This window comes from Pectobacterium artocarpous (assembly GCF_046159765.1).
GTDB lineage: Bacteria > Pseudomonadota > Gammaproteobacteria > Enterobacterales > Enterobacteriaceae > Pectobacterium.
This window is the reverse complement of the sequence record NZ_JBJXVK010000001.1, coordinates 1-17,978: the sequence shown is the minus strand read 5'-3', so window position 1 is coordinate 17,978 and position 17,978 is coordinate 1. Positions and strand designations below refer to the sequence as shown.

Below are 17,978 nucleotides of genomic sequence, written 5' to 3'. Positions count from 1 at the left end.
GGAAAATAATTGTGCGCCGCTTCTTCTATAATGATTCCACACCCACCGGAATCACGATAAGGAACACCACCATGCTGCAACTTTCCAGCCACAGTTTTCAGGACGGCGAAACTATCCCAGGCGAATTTGCCTTTGCTGTACCGGATGCAACTAGCCACATTGAGCTGTCTTCTAACCACAACCCCCATCTTGCGTGGCACGGCGCGCCCGAAGGGACACAGTCTTTCGTATTGATCTGCCACGACCCTGATGTCCCCAGCCGCGGTGACGACGTGAATCAGGAAGGCCGCGAGGTGAGCGCCTCCCTGCCGCGTGTCGCTTTCTACCATTGGCTATTGCTAGATATTCCAGCCAGCGTCAATGAAATTCCTGCCGCCTCGCATTCCACTGGCATCACGCCACGTGGTAAAACGGGCCCGGATGCCCCTACCGGTCTCCGACACGGCATCAATGATTACACCGTCTGGTTCGCCACGGACGAGCAGATGAAAGGCACCTACTATGGCTATGACGGCCCTTGCCCGCCGTGGAACGATGCACTTGTCCATCATTACATCTTCACGCTTTACGCGCTCGCGACACCCTCTTTGGCGATAGAAGGCGAACTTAACGGGGCAAATGTCCGTGCTGCGCTGGCTAACGCGCCAGTATTGGCAGAAGCCAAACTCACCGGGCTGTATACGCTGAACCCGGCATTGTTGTGATAATGATAAGTGATGATAATGACTCGTTATAAGCATGACGGGCTATGAGCGTGACCGCATTACGCTCCGCAGCTCCGCCTCTGGGTGCAGAGGCGGACTGGATATTGCCGTCAGGCCAGCCGCTACAACGGTATGGCCTGTGTGCATTAGCCCAACCCCATTTGTGCACGCCACAGCAGACAACGCGCTTTCATTTTTATGAAGCCACACTTCTGCTGGTTCTCTCCGGCCAATTGACCCTTATTGAACAGAACGGCACGACAGTTATTGACACCCCGTCTCAACTTTGCCTGATTACGCCTGATACCAGTGCCAATTTGACGAAAACGCCCGGCGGTCATGACGCCGTCTTCAGATCGCTCTTTCTGACGTTTTCATCCACGCTTCTGGCGCAGTTTTATCACCGCTATCCGGAAAAATTGTCGCCAGTACACCATGCTGCGCCTTTCTCAACCCTCAGACTGGATGACGATCTGACCCACACATTGCAATATCTGGTCGCAGGGATAACGGGCAACGCGCTCACTGAAGCACGTCTCGAACTCCGGCTGATGGATATGCTGCTGGTGCTATCAGAACGAGGATATAGCTTCGGCGCACCATCACAGCCTGGCATTACGGCACAGCTACGTGCACTTATCAGCGAAGAGCCGGAGCGTCACTGGACCGCACAGTCTGCGGGGCGACGGCTGGCCATGAGTGAGGCGACGCTGCGTCGAAGGCTATCCGCCGAGCAGACACGTTTTGAAGTGCTGTTGCTGGAAACGCGTATGCAACACGCGATGATGTTGGTGCAGACGACGTCATGGAGTATGCCACTTCTGGCTGAAGCCTGCGGATATAAATCCTCGGCGCGTTTTTCCGAACGGTTTAAGCACCGTTTTGGCTGTTCGCCAACCAAGATTCGTTAATCGTCGCTTACGGCACTGCACATCCTGTCATATTCAACACCGTTATGATGTGAACACAGAAATTACCTTCAAAAAAAAGCGCCCTGTCGGATAACCCACAGGACGCTTAACGATCTCAGATGATCAGAACGATTTTAGCGTATCAGCCTTTCTGTTCCTGCGCTAAATCGTGAGCGATTTTCACCGTCTCATCCAAATAAGGATCGGGTGCCTGATAATCCTTCGGCAGATCTTCCAGCGACTTGAGCGGTTTCTCACCTTCTCTCGCCAGTCGATCGTTAATACGCTTCAGACGCATCGCTTCATCGTCATCATTCTCTTTCTCGCGCTGAGCCAGATTGAGCGCGACGACGTTGCGCTTATCTTTCATCGCGTTGTAGCGGGCGATATCTTGCGCGACGTACTGGAATTCAGGATCTTTGGCGATGCGCTCCTGATGGTGCTCATTCAGCGTGCTAATCAGCGCCTTCAAATTGCCACTTTTCGTGTAGTTAGCCGCTTTAATGCTATCCCACGGTAGTGCGTTGTCTTCAAACTTCTCGCCGGTATCTACCGTTTCGGTGCCGGTTGGCATCATGACGTCAGGCGTCACACCTTTCATCTGCGTACTGCCGCCGTCAATACGATAGAACTTTTGAATCGTATATTGCACGGAACCCAGCGCGGGCCAGTCAGGGCGCAGCATTTGATCGTAAATCCGATTCAGCGAGCGATATTGCTGCACGGTGCCTTTACCAAACGTCGGCTCACCCACGATCAAGGCACGACCATAATCCTGCATTGCCGCCGCGAAGATCTCCGAAGCAGAAGCACTGAAACGGTCTACCAGTACCACCAGCGGGCCTTTGTAATACACAATGCCATCAGTGTCGCTGTCTTCACGCACCTTGCCATTATTATCACGCACCTGCACCACTGGGCCGCTTGGAATAAACAGGCCGGAAAGCCCTACCGCTTCCGTCAGCGCACCACCGCCGTTAGTACGTAAGTCAATCACAATGCTGCTGACGTTCTGTTTTTCCAGCTTCTGGAGCTGAACTTTGACGTCATCCGTCAGGCCGACATAGAAACCGGGAATATCCAGCACGCCGACTTTATCTTTGCCGACTGTCTTGACGGACATCTTGACTGCACGGTCCTCAAGGCGGATACGCTCGCGCGTCAGCGTGACAATCCGGGTTTTCGTCCCCTTGCCAGCCGGCAGGATTTCCAGACGTACCTTACTACCTTTCGGCCCTTTAATCAGCGCAACGACATCATCCAGACGCCAGCCGATAACATCCACCATCGGCTTGCCGTTTTGGCCTACGCCAACCACGCGGTCACCGACGGTAATGTTTTTGCTTTTCGCTGCCGGACCACCGGGCACCATAGAATTGATCATGGTGTAGTCGTCATCCATCTGCAACACCGCGCCAATCCCTTCGAGAGACAGGCTCATTTCGGTATTGAATTGCTCGGTGTTACGCGGTGACAGGTAGCTGGTATGCGGGTCAATTTCACGCGCAAAGGCGTTCATGACAAGTTGGAAAACATCTTCGCTGTTGCTCTGCGCCAGGCGGCGAATAGCAAACTGGTAACGCTTGGTCAGCGTCTCTTTGATGTCTTTATCATCTTTACCGGTCAGCTTCAGGCTGAGCCAGTCATATTTTACCTTGGCATCCCACAGGCGGTTAAGTTCACCCACGTTCTGCGGCCAAGGGGCTTTGCTGCGATCGAGCTCAAACGTGTCATTGCCCGTCAGATCGACAGGTTTATCCAGCAGCGACAGCGCATATTGAAAGCGTTCAAACCGACGCTTCTGGGCCAGATTGTACAGCGCGTAAGGAACATCCAATTGACCCGATTTCAGCGCGTCGCCCAGTTGGGCTTTTTGCCCGGAAAACTGCGTGATATCAGAAGCCAACAGCACGTTGTGGCTGTAGTCCAGCATGTTGAGGTAGCGGTTAAAAATTTTCTCAGAGAACTGCGCATCCAGCATAAACTGGCGATAGTGCGAACGCAGAAAACGTGAGGCCACCCTGTCGCTCACAGTAGCATGTTGAGGCTCCTGATGTAGCTGAGGGATCTGCTCAACACGCGTAATATTTTCATTTGCAAAACTAGAGCCCGTCAGCAGTAAGCCTGCGATGGCGGTTATTCTGACTAAGTTGTTCATGCCCAGGTTGGCCTCCGTATCAGAACTGCAAATGTTCTGCGCGTACAATCATTGCCAGTCCAGAAGCCAATTGTACTCTGACTTCGCCTTTGGCAATTTCAAGCACGGTGGCATCCATGGCGTCTTTGCCGGCTCTGACTTTGATTTCCTGACCGATTTGCAGTTTGGAAACATCCGTAACTGCTACCCGCTGACGCTCATTGCTGGCAGGCTTTGCCTGACGAGGTTGAGCATTAACAGATGGCTGAGAAGAGGACTGCGATTGGCCGAGAGAAGGCTGACGGGGTTTACGCGGTGCACTGTTTTGAGATGCACTGTTTTGAGATGCGCTGTTGCGAGATGCGTTGTATTGGGAAGCATCGCGACGCGGCGCACGCTTCTGAGCGGGACGAGGGGTACGCGCAGCGTCTGCCGATTCCCCGGCTGCTTCACGTTTTTTCGCCCGCTGCTCAGCACGCTGAGCCTGAACTCGCGCTTTCGCTTCTTCCAACTGCGTGCGGGCATGATCGACATGCTGCTGTTCCAACTCGCCACACGGATTGCCATCCAGATCGACACGTTGTGCACCCAATTTTACACCGTACAGATAGCGCCAGCTTGAGGTGTAAAGACGCAGCGCAGAGCGTAATTGCGTCTTGCTGACGTTATCGGACTCTGGTACACGCTCAACAAGATCCTGAAAAATACCGATCTTTAACGGACGCGTTTCACCTTCAGTGGTGAAACAAAGCGGGAACCGCTCTGCCAAAAAGGCAATAACTTCTTTACTACTGTTCAACTTAGGTTGATTTTCCATGAAATTTCCTGATTACAACGGGTTTGCCAACCGGCGCAGGCATGAACAGGCGTCATTATAATGACGCCATCGGCAATTGCCACGTTAACCTTGTCTCAACGTGAGAGAATTGATGAATGTCATCACATCGCTCGCTTCCAGTTGAGCGCAAAGTACGCTAACTACGGCCTTCAGCCCTTCTTCATCATCCGCGTCGAAACGCTGATAAAGGGGACTGTCAATATCCAGAACGCCAATCACTTGCCCGTTCACGACAAGCGGTAGCACGATTTCCGCGTTACTCGCGGCATCACAGGCGATATGACCGGGGAACGCATGGACATCATCCACGCGCTGAATGCGATTTTCAGCTATCGCCGCACCGCATACACCTTTGCCAACAGGAATACGCACACAGGCAACTTTGCCCTGAAACGGTCCCAGGAAAAGCGTGTCGTTATCCAACAGGTAAAACCCTGCCCAGTTAACCCCATCCAAACGCTCAAACAGCAACGCACTACTGTTTGATAAGATCGTAATAAAACGGTTTTCATCCGCGATAAGCGATGACGTGTCGCGAACGAGATCCTGATAAAATTCTTGTTTATTCATAACGTATATCGTTGTCTTTTCAAAACAATGCGAACAATTCCCGCACAGACTGCATTAGCCTCGGTTACAGAATGCCATAAGATTAACGCCTTCGCGCGAAGAATCCTTCGCTTTACTGTACCGCTGTCGCGCATATCGTGCTATTTCCACCTGAAAAATAATAGCGGGCGGAGATCAGAGCGTTATATGAATTTATCATTCGTTGAGCCTTCAGTTACACTAAATAGCTGTGAATACGTTATCTATCGTGAATATAACGGGACTCAACACCTTCTACCGGATCGCAGGAAAAATGAAAATACATAATATAGCCAGCCCTGCGCCGTTTCCCTCTCCCCGACCGCCGTTAACCGAGGGAGCGAAAAGTACCGTACCCGCGCTCAATCGATATCATCGCTGCCCGGAATGTGATGCCTTTTTTGCTCTGCCACCATTGAAGCGTAACCAGACAGCGAACTGCCCACGCTGCGATGCCAGAGTTAGTTCAGGCAGAGACTGGCCCATTTCCCGGTTTGCTGCGATGGCCGTTGCCATGCTGGTACTGATGCCGTTTGCCTTCACTGAACCGTTAATCAGTATTCGTCTCCTCGGTGTCACCATCAATGCCAGCCTGTTTGAAGGCATTTGGCAAATCACCCGTCAGGGGCATCCGCTCACAGCAAGTATGGTCGCGTTCTGTACCGTGGGCGCGCCGCTCACGCTGGTCTTTTCGCTGTTATATCTGTTCTTTGCTTCCCGCATCGGCATGAATCTGCGCCCCATCCTGCTCATGTTGCAACGGTTGAAAGAGTGGATGATGCTGGATATCTATCTGGTCGGTATGGCCGTCGCGGCGATCAAAGTGCGTGAATTCGCGGATGTTCAGGCGGGTATCGGGCTGGTCGCTTTTCTGGCGCTGATGAGCTTAAGCCTACTGACGCTGATTCACTTAAATACCGACCAGTTGTGGCAGCGGTTTTACCCGCGTATGAGGCCACTGATTTCGCCGGATCGCTATCGCATCTGCCTTTCCTGCCATTTCAGCAGTTCGCCTGACAACCGAGGACGCTGTCCCCGTTGCCATATTCCGCTTCGCTTGCGCCAGCGGCACAGTCTGCAAAAATCCTGGGCAGCATTGATTGCTTCCATCATTTTACTGTTACCCGCTAACCTGTTGCCCATATCGATTATTTATGTCAACGGCGTACGCACGGAAGACACGATCTTCTCCGGCATTCTTTCGCTTGCCACAGGCAATGTTCCTGTTGCGCTGGTGGTGTTTATCGCCAGTATTCTTGTGCCGTTTACTAAAGTGCTGGTGCTGTTCGGGCTGCTAGTGAGCATCCATCTCAGGTTAGAAGGCAATATCATGATGCGCATGAAGATGCTGCGCGTTATCCGCTGGATTGGCCGCTGGTCTATGCTCGATTTATTTGTGATTGCTCTGACGATGTCGCTCGTCAACCGCGATCAACTCCTCGCTTTCACCATGGGACCTGCTGCTTTTTACTTTGGCGCGGCGGTGATTCTCACTATCCTTGCCGTTGAATGGCTGGATAGCCGACTGATGTGGGATAACACTGATGTGGAATAATAATGCAAGATAATACGTCCGGGACAACAACCGAAGCGACGGTGAAAAGCAAGCGTCGCCTGTCGCCGTTTTGGCTGCTGCCGCTGATTGCACTGATGATTGCTGGCTGGCTGATTTACACCAATCAGCAGGAGCGCGGCACCACGGTTACCATTGATTTCGTCTCCGCCGACGGGATTGTCGCCGGACGAACCCCCGTGCGCTATCAGGGGGTGGAAGTCGGCACGGTACAAAATATCAAGTTGAGCGACGACCTGCGCACCATACAGGTCGAAGCCAGTATCAAAAGCGATATGAAGGAAGCGTTGCGCAGCGGGACGCAGTTCTGGCTGGTCACACCGAAAGCCTCCCTCGCCGGGGTTTCAGGGTTGGATGCGTTGGTGGGCGGTAACTACATCGGTATGATGCCCGGTTCCGGCGAGCCGCAAGAGCACTTTTCCGCGCTGGATACACAGCCCAAGTACCGCGTGAATACCGGAGAATTGCTGATTCATCTCCATGCGGACGACCTCGGTTCACTGAATACTGGCTCGCTGGTTTACTACCGCAAAATCCCGGTGGGAAAAGTCTACGACTATACGGTTTCTCAGGATCGCCGTGGTGTCACGATTGACGTGCTGGTGGAGCGCCGTTTTACCCCTCTGGTGAAGAAGAATAGTCGCTTCTGGAACGTGTCTGGCTTTAATGCGGACATCAGCGTCAGCGGTGCGAAAATTGAGATGGAAAATCTGGCGGCGCTGGTTAACGGCGCGATCGCGTTCGATTCACCAGAAGAGAGTGAGGAGGCCGGTGCCGAGCAATCCTATCGACTCTATCCCGATCTGGCACAGAGTCAGCGCGGGGTGAAAATCACACTGGATTTACCGTCGGGCGACAGCCTATCTGAAGGTCGCACTCCGCTAATGTATCAAGGATTGGAAGTCGGCACGTTGGATAAAATCACGCTGAACCCGGACGGCGGTAAGGTCAGCGGGGAGCTGATTATCGATCCTTCCGTCGTGTCGCTGATGCGTGAAGGCACACGTATCGAACTCAGCAAACCCCAGCTTTCACTCAACGACCTGAATGTGTCACGCCTGCTGAGCGGCCCGACGCTGACGCTACTCCCCGGCGAAGGCGAACCGCGCCAGCATTTTACCGTGCTGGATAGTGGACAGCTGCAGCTCACCCAGCCCGGCGCACTGTCTATTCAGCTCACAGCAGCACAGAGCTATGGCATTGATAGCGGCCAACCCGTGCTACTGCACGGTGTGCAGATCGGTCAGGTCGTGAAGCGCACGCTGGATGAACAAGGTGTCAGCTTCATTTTGGTGATCGAGCCGCGATATCGCCAGTTATTGCACCGCGACAGCAAATTCATCGTGAACAGCCGCGTGAATGTAAAGATGGGGCTGGATGGAATTCAAGTGCTGGGTGCCAGCGCGCAAGAGTGGGTCAGCGGCGGCATTCAGGTTTTACCGGGCAGCACAGGCTATGTGCAGGCCCGTTACCCGCTGTTCAGCGATCTCGAAAAAGCCGAAGAAGGCATTCGCAGTGCTACCCCTTCTCCCACTCTTACCTTAGTGACCGATAGCCTGCCGGATATTCAGGACGGCTCCATCGTGCTGTACCGTAAATTTCAGGTAGGCGAAATCATGCGGGTGCGACCCAAGGCGGATACCTTTGAGGTTGACGTTTATATTCGTCCCGAACACCGTAAGCTGCTGACGGAAAACAGCGTATTCTGGGCAGAAGGCGGGGCCCGAGTGCAGTTGAATACCTCAGGCCTGACCGTGCAGGCTTCCCCGTTGAATCGGGCGCTTAAGGGCGCTATCAGTTTTGATAATCTGGAAGGCGCACCGGAAATTAAAGGCGGCAAACGCGTCCTGTACAACAACGAAACGGCGGCGCGCGCCGTAGGAAGCCGCATCATTCTGCGCACCTACGACGCCAGTAAACTCGCGCCGGGCATGCCGATCCGCTATCTGGGCATTGATATAGGCCAGTTGGATTCGCTAAAGCTGTCCGAACAACGTAACGAAGTGCTGGTGCAGGCCGTGCTCTATCCTGAATATGTGCGTAATTTCGCCCGTGCCGGAACGCGTTTTTCCGTCGTCACGCCGGAAATTTCCGCCGCTGGCGTGAACCATCTGGAAACACTATTCCAGCCTTATATCAACGTCGAACCGGGTAACGGCAGCGTTACACGTAATTTTGAGCTGCAACAGGCCACTATCTCCGATTCCCGCTATCAGGACGGCCTGAATATCAGCGTGGATGCACCGGAAGCCGGCGCGTTGCAGGTCGGTACGCCCGTGCTGTTCCGCGGTATTGAAGTGGGTACGGTAACCGGGTTGTCGCTGGGTACGCTCTCCGATCGTATCGCAGTGTCGCTGCGGATCAGCAAACACCATCAGCATCTGGTGCGCGACAATTCCGTCTTCTGGCTCGCTTCTGGCTACAATCTGGAATTTGGCCTGACGGGCGGCGTCATCAAGAGCGGAACCTTCCAGCAATTCATCCGCGGCGGGATCGCTTTTGCCACGCCCCCCAGTACGCCACTCGCACCTAAAGCGCAGGAAGGGAAACATTTCCTGCTGCGAAACGAGGAACCCAAAGAGTGGCGGCAATGGGGTACGGCGATTCCGAATCCTCCCCATCATTAACGCTCATACCTGACAGGGCGGCGATGATCGCCCTGTCGTTTTCACGCTATCCATGAAAGATCCGTGCTACACTTCGCCGCTTCTTCCCCTCGTTTTACTGAATAACCTGTACGGAACCACGCCGTGGCAAAATTTACCCCAGCCAGCCTGCCTACTGAATTTCTCGACATGATGCGGAACATCATGCCTTCATCGCTTTCGATGGAAGATTTTATTGCCGCCTGCCAGCGCCCGCTGCGCCGAAGCATCCGCGTCAATACGTTAAAAATCAGCGTTGATGCCTTTCTTCAGCTCGTGCAACCCTATGGCTGGCAGCTTGAACCGATCCCTTGGTGTCAGGACGGTTTCTGGCTGTTGAATGCGGAAGAGGAAAACACGCGGCTAGGCAACACGCTGGAGCACCTGAGCGGGCTATTTTACATTCAGGAAGCCAGCTCAATGCTGCCCGTCAGCGCATTGTTCCATCGTAACGATGCGCTGGAAACGGTATTGGACGTCGCGGCCGCACCGGGTTCTAAAACGACACAGATTGCAGCACGACTGGATAACAAAGGGGCGATTGTCGCCAACGAGTATTCGGCCAGCCGGGTCAAAGTGCTGCACGCCAACATCAGCCGCTGTGGCGTCAGCAATACCGCGATGACACACTTCGACGGGCGGGTTTTCGGCGCAGCCTTACCGGAGTATTTTGATGCGATACTGCTTGATGCCCCGTGTTCCGGTGAAGGCGTGGTGCGTAAGGATCCAGCGGCAATGAGCCACTGGTCGCAAGAGAGCATTACCAATATAGCCGCCACACAGCGCGACCTGATTCTGAGCGCGTTTCATGCCCTGAAGTCCGGCGGCGTAATGATTTACTCCACCTGTACGCTGAATAAGCAGGAAAATCAGCAGGTCTGTCATTGGCTCCAGGCGCAATTTCCCGATGCGTGTGAATTTGAATCATTACACGATCTCTTCGACGATGCCGCACGTGCCACAACGGAAGACGGTTTCCTGCACGTCTTCCCGCAGATTTATGACAGCGAAGGCTTCTTTGTTGCCCGTTTGCGGAAGACGGCCAGCGTGCCCCCGCTGCCGCGTCCGGGTTACAAAGTCGGAAAATTCCCGTTCTCTCCGCTTGCCCCCAAAGATTGCACGCTACTCATACAGGCGGCGCGCAAACAGAGCATTCGCTGGGATGAGACGTTACTGCAACTCTGGCAGCGTGATAGCGAGATCTGGCTTTTCCCTGCTGCGCTGACCTCCGCTTTCGGCAATATTAAATTCTCACGTATTGGCATTAAGCTCGCCGAGCGCTTCCCTAAAGGTTTTCGCTGGCAGCATGAAGCGATTGTCGCGCTGGCCGATCCAAATGCAAACAATGCCTATGCACTGACCGATGACATCGCCTGTGAGTGGTTCCAGGGCAAAGACTGTTATCCAGAACCGCTCCCTGCTGCGGATGAGCTGATTTTAACCTACCAGAACACCCCCGTGGGTCTGGCCAAACGCCTCAATAGCCGGATAAAAAACAGCCTGCCACGCGATTTAGTTCGGGATGGCGCGTCTTCCGCCCACCCTCTTGCTAAAGAATAAATACGATTTCTGCATCAGGTGGCGATAAAACCACCTGATGAACAGCCCATTCCCCTCTCCTCACTGATTTTCATCTACAATTATCACGACAGATAAGAAAATCAGTAATGTCTGGAGAGCGGCATGTTTGCGTTAGTGATATTTGTTTGTTATCTCGGGCATGGCTGTGACGATGTGGTCGTCGGCGCCTACAACACTGAAGCGCAGTGTCTGCAAGCGATGGACGAACAGCGCCTGCGTCGTGCTGGCTGTTTCCCTATCGAAGAGTATATTGATGGCTTCTGGATCCCCGCGCAGGAGTACGCTGATTTTTAGCTTTCTCACCTGACTCTTCTCATCGACACACACCAAAACCGCGCATACCAAAGTGAAAGTGATTAGCGTGTGCGGCGTTGTATTCCGGTCCCAGCGAGTTACCGAAAAAGCGACAACTTTCCCTGAACGTGGTGCGCAAATAGCTGCCGCGATCGTCCGTTGCCGCCCACTGGTTCAGGACGCTAATCTGCCGTCCATCTGAGAGACGAAACGCCGCGATATCCCACGCGTCCGCCGTCGCATGCTCACTCAAACGGCCTTCCGGCCGATGATAGACATTGCGGCAGGCATAGCTGCCCATATGATCGATACGCATCAGCGATGTACCAAGCGATTGCGCCTGCGGCACAGCGACCTGCGCCACAAACATCGTACTACTCAACGCTAATGGACAACTTGCCAGAAAGCTGGAACTGAGTGTGACCGCGCCAAAATCTTGCACCCGCACGGGCGACGCCACCGGACATTGCCCGCTGATATCATTGACCTCGGAGAAGCGTAGCCGCCCGTTTTCCTGCGCCTGTTTTAACACTGCCAAACAGGCATCAGGATCGCTGGCGACAGATTTCATTTTCAGTCGGGTAATAAATGTAGGCGGGTCATCGACAGATAACGGAGAGAAGGGATCGTAACCGGGGGGAAGTTGACGTTGGATCCAGGGTGCCAGAGCCACTACCGCCCCTAGTATCACCGCAACTATCAACCATCCCCGCATCAGCATCGCTCCCCGGTTATTTTCTTCTTCTGAGTAATATTATGCCATTAACGCAAATTCGGCCGGATCCATTTCCAGAGATACTCCCGCTTCCACAATTTTCTGCCATTCCTGTTCGGACAGGTCAATACCGTCAGCATAGCGCTGCGCCTGAGAAATACGTTCTGGTTCCCCAGCAATTAAAATAGGCTGTGCCGGATCGGGAGCCGTTGAAGAACGAACGTAATCCAGCATCGCATCATATTCTTTTTGCAACCACGCCATAGACACCATGCTGGCAGGGTCGATAACAATCGTCGTCATATTATTTACGATTGCCCCCTGACGTTCGTTTTCCGGTTGAATGGTTCCACCGCCGGAAAGTAGCCCCGCCAGCATTTCAGCCGCTAAAATCAATCCGCCGCCTTTATGCTTCGCGATGGGTTTCAGCGCGCCATGCTTTTCCCCTTCCCACATCACTTTCGGATCGTTTGTGGAAACACCGTTGCAATCCAGCATAACCTCTTCATCAAACGTTTTACCTGCCAGATACGCAACGCGAGTTTTACCCAGTGCAACCACGCTGGTGGCGAAATCCAGAACAAAGGCCGCGTTATGCGCCGTGGGCGGGAATGCAATGCAGATAGGGTTCGTTCCGAAACGGGCCTCACTGCCACACCAGGGTGCCACAATCGGGTCGAGATCGTTAACGTTGACAAAGTGTATCGAAACGAGCCCGGCGTCCGCCGCCATTTCCCCATAGGTGCCGATGCGTCCCAAATGACAGGTAGACGACAGCGTCATTAAACACACGCCCGTCGTTTTCACCCGATCAATGGCCGCCTGCATCGCTTCTTTACCCGTACGCTGACCAAAGCCGCGATCGCCAGTAAATTGCAGCACCGCTCCGCTGTCGCGCAGCAAACGCGCCGGGGTATTCGGGTGCATGATGCCTTTCCCGATAAATTCCACGTAGTGTGGCAACATCCCCACGCCGTGGCTGTCATGCCCTTTCAGGTTCGCGGTCACAAGGTGTTCGGTAACAATACGGGCTTCATTTTCTTCACATCCTGCTTTTTGCAATACGCTTTGCATCGTCGCCATCAGACGGCTGACTGAAATCTGCATATCTCTTCCCTTTATCTACTGATGAGTATTCACAGGTTTCATCCTACTGCGGAACGGGAATGAATGGCACAGCCAATAAAGAACAATATTTTTGAAAAAGAATAACAAATCTCTCTGATGTTTATTGCCAAAGCATGTCGCTATGATTTCTCACATCAAGGTAAATCGCCTAATTAACACCATAAAACGTGAAGGAATAGAATCATGAAAAACATCAAAAATTTTATCGCAGTTATCGCACTTTCTACTTTGTCTTTCGGCGCTTTTGCAGCACAAGAAATCGCGACCGTTTCCGTTAGCGGTGCAAAAACGTTAGACGGTTTCGAAGCACAGGTTGCTCAAAAAGCCAAAAAAGCGGGTGCATCGTCATATCGCATCGTTTCCGCTACCGGTAACAATCAATTGCGCGGTACCGCGATTCTGTATAAATAAGTCGTACCAGACGTCAGGGAGCCTCAGGGCTCCTCTGTCGCATCGCTCTCCCAATCTTGCGCCCACCTGCCGATTTTGCCCCCTTCTGTTGTGAACAAAATACAAACAAGTCAAACACAACACCAATCAGTGCGATTGCTTTAACCATCTGGTGAAGGCTCCCCCCCAGCAGTACTATCCCGACGCTGCAAGACGTACACCGAGACGACAGACATAGATAAGGGTTACCTGCTTATCGGGCATAGATAATATGGATTTTATTTAAATGAAAAAGACATCGCGATTTCTTCTGGCGCTTACCGGATTATGGGTTTCCGTTACTGCTTATTCCGCAACGCCTCCCTCACCTCACGCAGAGGAAACACGGATACCGGCCATCAAACTGATCAATACACCCGACAATCACTCGGCCTTCGTAACAGGCAGCGTGCCAGCGCTGGAAAAAATCACCGCACAGAAATTTTGGCTCAGTAACGCCACTGAAGCCTGGGAGATGAACGTCCACCCAGCCCCACGCAAGCAATATGTCATCACGCTGAAGGGTACGTTGAAATTTCGGGTCAGTGATGGTTCTACTTTTCTGCTCTCTCCCGGAACGGTTTTGATTGCCGCCGATACGCAGGGGGAAGGACATAGCTGGGAGATGGTTGAAGGCAGCGAGTGGGTCAGAATTTATATTCCGATTGTGGATGATAGCGATTATTTTACCCCCGACGCATCGAGCACCGCGACGGCCAAAACGCACTAATGCTCCGCAGTACATTGGCGACAGGCACCTGTCGCCAATCTATTACTCCTCATGCGCATCAAACGGATCTTCAACATCGTCCTTACTGTCATCACGTTTGCGAGGAATCTCCCCTCGATCTTTCGGTGCGTCTTCTGCCGGATGATCGTTTTCATCCCTGTGGTTAGTACTCGCATTTTTCTCCGCCATCATTTCCTCCCATCACGTCGTGTTCTATTAATTTAGTCGATGATCGCTACAAACGGGACATGAATCTACCGATTCAGTTGTGATAAAAGGTATTTTTATATAAGAAAGAACAATTATTTTCGTTCTCTATAAAATAGCCAATGAGGGTGAATATCTGTAGGTGCTACGAAGCAAGACATATTTCCCGATAAGTTCTGAAAATAAAATCTGCTGAAGAGTAATATGAGATTTAAACAAAAAACCCCCAGCGTAACGCCAAGGGTTCTTTATTACTGTTCTTGACTGCTCCGGTTTAAACCATCATCGCTATCGCAAGAAAAGTATCACTTTAATTTTTATAGTACTACAACGCAGCATTTTTATAATGCAACAACGTTGCCAGCTGCTGGGCCTTTCTGGCCATTTTCAATAGTGAACTCAACCTTTTGGCCTTCGTCCAACGTTTTGAAATCGTTGCTCTGAATCGCAGAGAAATGTACGAATACATCTTTGCTGCCATTGTCAGGGGTAATGAAACCAAAACCTTTTCCCGCGTCAAACCATTTTACTAAACCAGTCATTTTATTAGACATAGAAATTACCTTAATTTGTATAGCGCCTTCCGGCAAATAGGGCCTGTGCACAGAATTTAATTAGCAACGAGAAGGAGGCTCAAAAGAAGGGATATCTATGGATAACACTTGAAAATGAGAACTGCTTTACTAAACTGCTTTTAGGTCTGCGAATCAAACCGACAACTCATTAACGCATGTATAAATATCTTTAGCAAGGTATTTATTTTTTAATTGTTAAAGGCCTTATCCGAGACTACATCCACCCGTTACTGAAAAAGATAAATCAAGAAGATAGCAGATTAAATGCAGTTTTTCATTCATTGAAGCCTCTAATCAAAAAAAGACCGAACACGATTCCTGTGCCCGGTCTAGGGAAATGGCTCTTGGAAGAGCCGTGCGCTAAAAGTTGGCATTTATACAAGCTGTACTAGCCCTGTAGATTTAAGCTTAGCCAACTCCCCCACGTTTTCCAGCCTCAATCCGCTCGCAATTATTACAAATGGAACAGATTTCACACTTTATTTTAACCATTAAGAAGTAACTAGTTAACATCAATAGGCAAATCAATGACTTCATGGTGTCGCATCTGGCTGACACAGTTGTTCTGCACGCTCGATAAATGGCTGAAGACTTTTCTTCTGGCCGGGATGTTTAGGATCGTCCAGCCAGATAGCGTCTATCGGCTGTGCACTCACCTGCCCAGACTTCATCTGCGCAATAGCAATATCGTTTAGCGGATATTGCATCAGCGTCCCGGTATGTAAGGCGTACAGCGCATTGCCAGGGCGGCAAATCAGTTGAACTTCTTCACGAGTGAAAGCCCAACGATCGCCGTATTCCAACCGACTGATATTTGCCAGTTTCGCGGCAGCAAAAGCATTCACAGAAAGTGAGGTAAGCACGATAGATAGCAAGAATTTCTTCATCATGGTATTCCCTACATGGCGCGTTCAGACAAGATGTGTATAAGTTTTGCAGCCTTATCCAAATCAGAGAAATACGGCACAAACCTTATAAAACAGAACGTTGTATATCACTACTGAGGCGATCATAGCGGTAGAGGGAGAGGAAGTCGAGTGCGACGTCAGGAATAACATTGGCAGCCGAGTCCCGGCAGAAAGGTCGTTCGGGAGAGGAAAATGGCGGGATAAATAGACCAATAATCCCGCATCATTCACATCATCGTTAGCCGACAGAAGTGTCGCTTGTCGTTAGGCTGACGGTGCTGCCGCAGACATTTTTTTCAGGTCCTGATCGATAAAGAACAGGCCGCCTTCGCTGGCTTTGACCAGAGCCAGTTTGTCCAGAATGGAACGGAAAAGTTTCTCTTCTTCATGCTGTTCAGCAACGTACCATTGCAGGAAGTTAAATGTTGAGTAATCCTGCAGCGCCATCGCAGCATGTGCCAGCTCATTAATTTTTGCCGTAATCAGCTGTTCGTGTTCGTAGGTCAGCTTGAAGACATCAGCCAGTGAATCGAAATCAATCGGCGGTGCGGCAATCGCGCCCAATACAGGCAGGCTTCCCGTGTCGTCCAGATAGTCAAACAGACGCTGCATATGTTGCATTTCTTCCTGAGAATGCGTTTTCAGGAAACTGGATGCGCCTTCAAAGCCTTTATCACCGCACCATGCACTCATCTGCAGATACAAATTCGCGGAATAAAACTCCAGATTAAGTTGTTCATTCAGCTTCTGAATCATTTCTTTTTTTAACATATTAACTCCCTATTTTCCCGGCAGGTGAAATTATTCAGGGCATTATGCCTGAAAAAATAAAATAAAAAACAGTTTATTAACATTGCAATTGAATTAATAAAATAACCAACCAAAACAACCATATATAAAGTTGTTATTGATAGTTATTATCACTTGTATATTATAAAAACATATTATTGAGAATCATTTTTATTATCAAAAATAACAACCAAGATTTATATCAGTTATGAACTCCCCGTATTAAAAATGATTCCCATTTCATAATGAGAATAATAAACATCCACATGATAAGGCGAAGGCTTGCCATTTTCCCGCCGCTACTTTACCGTGGCGTACATCAGTGTGTGATCACTCGGCAGGAGAAAGCGGTATGGGATATAATCTGGCAGAATTGTCCAAAGAGGATATGGATAAAGTTAACGTCGATTTGGCGGCATCAGGCGTTGCCTTCAAAGAACGTTACAATATGCCGGTCATTCCAGAGGCCGTTGAGAGAGAACTGCCCGAGCACCTGCGCAACTACTTTCGTGAACGTGTGATGTTTTATCGCCAGCGCTCACTCCAGTTCTCGCGTTTACCCTACGAACCCAAGGCTAAATAGCTATATGGACACCAACCCAGAGCAAGCACAGGCAGATCTTTTTCTGACAAAGTAGTCACACACATATATCCGGCTGCGTGAGCCCTGATGAACATCCGTACTCTCTGGCCTCATTATCGCAAGGGCCTGCTATGGCCGAGCTATTCGCCAGGTTTACAGAGAGTCGGTTCTACCTGTCAGTACATCAACGCTTTGGACTTCTTATGAATCAGACTATTACTTGGCAATATAATCCGTTCTCTGGTTTACCAGAGCCCAGGCTCACCGGGCACTAATCCCAGATAACTGGCAAAATGGCGACCATTATTAAAATCCCTTTTCTACTTGCATATCGACCCGCATAGGAGGTTAATGGAGCGGCAACCTAACCTTTTATCAAACGAGGCAAGATATGAGTAAAGGACTGGATAGCAAAAAGAACAGCAAGAAGAAACCGCTGAGAAGGGCCGCTGAAAAGCGGGCTGACAAAAAAGCGAAAAAAACGCAGGCTGATATTACCTAGGTAATTGATAACCTCAGTTTTGGTAACCGAAGTCATGCATCATGCCAATCGGGTAAACCCGAAATGGAGACTGTAATTTAAATTGTGTGAGACTGTAATTTAAATTGTGTAATTGCCTGTTTTTGATATGTTCACTCCAAC

The 17,978-nt window shown here is 51.0% G+C and carries 18 protein-coding genes; 9 read left to right on the top strand and 9 right to left on the bottom strand.

The window, feature by feature from the left end:
• Positions 1-71 precede the first annotated feature (71 nt).
• Together ACKQAD_RS00090 and ACKQAD_RS00085 are read left to right on the top strand one after the other, a co-directional pair.
• Entirely contained in the window at positions 72-704 is a 633-nt protein-coding gene (locus ACKQAD_RS00090) for a YbhB/YbcL family Raf kinase inhibitor-like protein (protein ID WP_409158259.1), read from the top strand.
• A 44-nt stretch (positions 705-748) separates the two neighbouring features.
• A complete protein-coding gene (locus tag ACKQAD_RS00085) occupies positions 749-1,615 on the top strand; it encodes a helix-turn-helix transcriptional regulator (protein WP_409158258.1) in 867 nt (288 codons plus the stop codon).
• Between the two features lie 142 nt (positions 1,616-1,757).
• On the opposite strand, the gene prc is transcribed toward ACKQAD_RS00085, so the two are convergent.
• The 3 genes from prc to ACKQAD_RS00070 form a co-directional block, all read right to left on the bottom strand.
• On the bottom strand, positions 1,758-3,773 hold the full coding sequence (gene prc / locus ACKQAD_RS00080; RefSeq protein WP_409158257.1) for a carboxy terminal-processing peptidase: 2,016 nt from the start codon (positions 3,771-3,773) through the stop codon (positions 1,758-1,760).
• A 19-nt stretch (positions 3,774-3,792) separates the two neighbouring features.
• Positions 3,793-4,569, bottom strand: a complete 777-nt coding sequence (gene proQ, locus ACKQAD_RS00075; protein ID WP_409158256.1) for an RNA chaperone ProQ — start codon at positions 4,567-4,569, stop codon at positions 3,793-3,795.
• A gap of 84 nt (positions 4,570-4,653) precedes the next feature.
• Positions 4,654-5,160: a free L-methionine (R)-S-oxide reductase MsrC gene (locus ACKQAD_RS00070; protein WP_409158255.1), complete on the bottom strand. Its 507-nt coding sequence runs from the start codon at positions 5,158-5,160 to the stop codon at positions 4,654-4,656.
• Between the two features lie 292 nt (positions 5,161-5,452).
• Here ACKQAD_RS00070 and yebS point away from each other — a divergent pair, with 292 nt between their 5' ends.
• From yebS to ACKQAD_RS00050, 4 genes are all read left to right on the top strand, one after another.
• Positions 5,453-6,733, top strand: a complete 1,281-nt coding sequence (gene yebS / locus ACKQAD_RS00065) for a membrane integrity lipid transport subunit YebS (RefSeq protein ID WP_409158254.1) — start codon at positions 5,453-5,455, stop codon at positions 6,731-6,733.
• A 2-nt stretch (positions 6,734-6,735) separates the two neighbouring features.
• Positions 6,736-9,378 (top strand): PqiB family protein, encoded by a 2,643-nt coding sequence (locus tag ACKQAD_RS00060; RefSeq protein WP_409158253.1) that lies wholly within the window; start codon positions 6,736-6,738, stop codon positions 9,376-9,378.
• Between the two features lie 123 nt (positions 9,379-9,501).
• Positions 9,502-10,956, top strand: coding sequence for a 16S rRNA (cytosine(1407)-C(5))-methyltransferase RsmF (rsmF, locus tag ACKQAD_RS00055; RefSeq protein ID WP_409158252.1), 1,455 nt, complete (start codon positions 9,502-9,504; stop codon positions 10,954-10,956).
• A 123-nt stretch (positions 10,957-11,079) separates the two neighbouring features.
• Positions 11,080-11,271 carry a YdfD/YebW family protein gene (locus ACKQAD_RS00050; RefSeq protein WP_015840090.1) on the top strand — a complete coding sequence of 64 codons (192 nt, stop codon included), beginning with the start codon at positions 11,080-11,082 and terminating at the stop codon, positions 11,269-11,271.
• 19 nt (positions 11,272-11,290) lie between these two features.
• Here ACKQAD_RS00050 and ACKQAD_RS00045 read toward each other — a convergent pair whose 3' ends face one another.
• On the bottom strand, positions 11,291-11,986 hold the full coding sequence (locus tag ACKQAD_RS00045; RefSeq protein WP_409158251.1) for an extensin-like domain-containing protein: 696 nt from the start codon (positions 11,984-11,986) through the stop codon (positions 11,291-11,293).
• Between the two features lie 39 nt (positions 11,987-12,025).
• Complete coding sequence (locus tag ACKQAD_RS00040; RefSeq protein WP_409158250.1) at positions 12,026-13,093, bottom strand: malate/lactate/ureidoglycolate dehydrogenase; 1,068 nt, start codon at positions 13,091-13,093, stop codon at positions 12,026-12,028.
• A 204-nt stretch (positions 13,094-13,297) separates the two neighbouring features.
• On the opposite strand from ACKQAD_RS00040, the gene ACKQAD_RS00035 reads away from it, so the two are divergent.
• Together ACKQAD_RS00035 and ACKQAD_RS00030 are read left to right on the top strand one after the other, a co-directional pair.
• The gene (locus ACKQAD_RS00035) at positions 13,298-13,525 is read left to right on the top strand and encodes a YdgH/BhsA/McbA-like domain containing protein (RefSeq protein WP_263059482.1); all 228 of its coding nucleotides are present in this window, start codon (positions 13,298-13,300) and stop codon (positions 13,523-13,525) included.
• A 265-nt stretch (positions 13,526-13,790) separates the two neighbouring features.
• The gene (locus tag ACKQAD_RS00030) at positions 13,791-14,273 is read left to right on the top strand and encodes a cupin domain-containing protein (RefSeq protein ID WP_409158249.1); all 483 of its coding nucleotides are present in this window, start codon (positions 13,791-13,793) and stop codon (positions 14,271-14,273) included.
• 42 nt (positions 14,274-14,315) lie between these two features.
• Here ACKQAD_RS00030 and ACKQAD_RS00025 read toward each other — a convergent pair whose 3' ends face one another.
• From ACKQAD_RS00025 to ftnA, 4 genes are all read right to left on the bottom strand, one after another.
• On the bottom strand, positions 14,316-14,465 hold the full coding sequence (locus ACKQAD_RS00025) for a hypothetical protein (RefSeq protein WP_409158248.1): 150 nt from the start codon (positions 14,463-14,465) through the stop codon (positions 14,316-14,318).
• A 356-nt stretch (positions 14,466-14,821) separates the two neighbouring features.
• Positions 14,822-15,034 (bottom strand): cold shock protein CspG, encoded by a 213-nt coding sequence (gene cspG, locus ACKQAD_RS00020; protein ID WP_010275831.1) that lies wholly within the window; start codon positions 15,032-15,034, stop codon positions 14,822-14,824.
• 554 nt (positions 15,035-15,588) lie between these two features.
• Complete coding sequence (locus ACKQAD_RS00015) at positions 15,589-15,945, bottom strand: YebY family protein (RefSeq protein ID WP_409158247.1); 357 nt, start codon at positions 15,943-15,945, stop codon at positions 15,589-15,591.
• A 282-nt stretch (positions 15,946-16,227) separates the two neighbouring features.
• Complete coding sequence (gene ftnA / locus ACKQAD_RS00010; RefSeq protein ID WP_015840082.1) at positions 16,228-16,734, bottom strand: non-heme ferritin; 507 nt, start codon at positions 16,732-16,734, stop codon at positions 16,228-16,230.
• Between the two features lie 370 nt (positions 16,735-17,104).
• Between ftnA and ACKQAD_RS00005 the strand changes: the two genes are divergently transcribed.
• The gene (locus tag ACKQAD_RS00005; protein WP_409158246.1) at positions 17,105-17,335 is read left to right on the top strand and encodes a DNA polymerase III subunit theta; all 231 of its coding nucleotides are present in this window, start codon (positions 17,105-17,107) and stop codon (positions 17,333-17,335) included.
• Positions 17,336-17,978: the final 643 nt, after the last annotated feature.

What these genes read in the sequence shown, in the direction of transcription:
- ACKQAD_RS00090 (WP_409158259.1), top strand. Translation starts at nt 72, where the DNA reads ATGCTGCAACTTTCCAGCCACAGTTTTCAGGACGGCGAAACTATCCCA.
- ACKQAD_RS00085 (WP_409158258.1), top strand. Translation starts at nt 749, where the DNA reads ATGAGCGTGACCGCATTACGCTCCGCAGCTCCGCCTCTGGGTGCAGAG.
- prc (WP_409158257.1), bottom strand. Translation starts at nt 3,773, where the DNA reads ATGAACAACTTAGTCAGAATAACCGCCATCGCAGGCTTACTGCTGACG.
- proQ (WP_409158256.1), bottom strand. Translation starts at nt 4,569, where the DNA reads ATGGAAAATCAACCTAAGTTGAACAGTAGTAAAGAAGTTATTGCCTTT.
- ACKQAD_RS00070 (WP_409158255.1), bottom strand. Translation starts at nt 5,160, where the DNA reads ATGAATAAACAAGAATTTTATCAGGATCTCGTTCGCGACACGTCATCG.
- yebS (WP_409158254.1), top strand. Translation starts at nt 5,453, where the DNA reads ATGAAAATACATAATATAGCCAGCCCTGCGCCGTTTCCCTCTCCCCGA.
- ACKQAD_RS00060 (WP_409158253.1), top strand. Translation starts at nt 6,736, where the DNA reads ATGCAAGATAATACGTCCGGGACAACAACCGAAGCGACGGTGAAAAGC.
- ACKQAD_RS00050 (WP_015840090.1), top strand. Translation starts at nt 11,080, where the DNA reads ATGTTTGCGTTAGTGATATTTGTTTGTTATCTCGGGCATGGCTGTGAC.
- ACKQAD_RS00045 (WP_409158251.1), bottom strand. Translation starts at nt 11,986, where the DNA reads ATGCGGGGATGGTTGATAGTTGCGGTGATACTAGGGGCGGTAGTGGCT.
- ACKQAD_RS00040 (WP_409158250.1), bottom strand. Translation starts at nt 13,093, where the DNA reads ATGCAGATTTCAGTCAGCCGTCTGATGGCGACGATGCAAAGCGTATTG.
- ACKQAD_RS00035 (WP_263059482.1), top strand. Translation starts at nt 13,298, where the DNA reads ATGAAAAACATCAAAAATTTTATCGCAGTTATCGCACTTTCTACTTTG.
- ACKQAD_RS00030 (WP_409158249.1), top strand. Translation starts at nt 13,791, where the DNA reads ATGAAAAAGACATCGCGATTTCTTCTGGCGCTTACCGGATTATGGGTT.
- ACKQAD_RS00025 (WP_409158248.1), bottom strand. Translation starts at nt 14,465, where the DNA reads ATGATGGCGGAGAAAAATGCGAGTACTAACCACAGGGATGAAAACGAT.
- cspG (WP_010275831.1), bottom strand. Translation starts at nt 15,034, where the DNA reads ATGTCTAATAAAATGACTGGTTTAGTAAAATGGTTTGACGCGGGAAAA.
- ACKQAD_RS00015 (WP_409158247.1), bottom strand. Translation starts at nt 15,945, where the DNA reads ATGATGAAGAAATTCTTGCTATCTATCGTGCTTACCTCACTTTCTGTG.
- ftnA (WP_015840082.1), bottom strand. Translation starts at nt 16,734, where the DNA reads ATGTTAAAAAAAGAAATGATTCAGAAGCTGAATGAACAACTTAATCTG.
- ACKQAD_RS00005 (WP_409158246.1), top strand. Translation starts at nt 17,105, where the DNA reads ATGGGATATAATCTGGCAGAATTGTCCAAAGAGGATATGGATAAAGTT.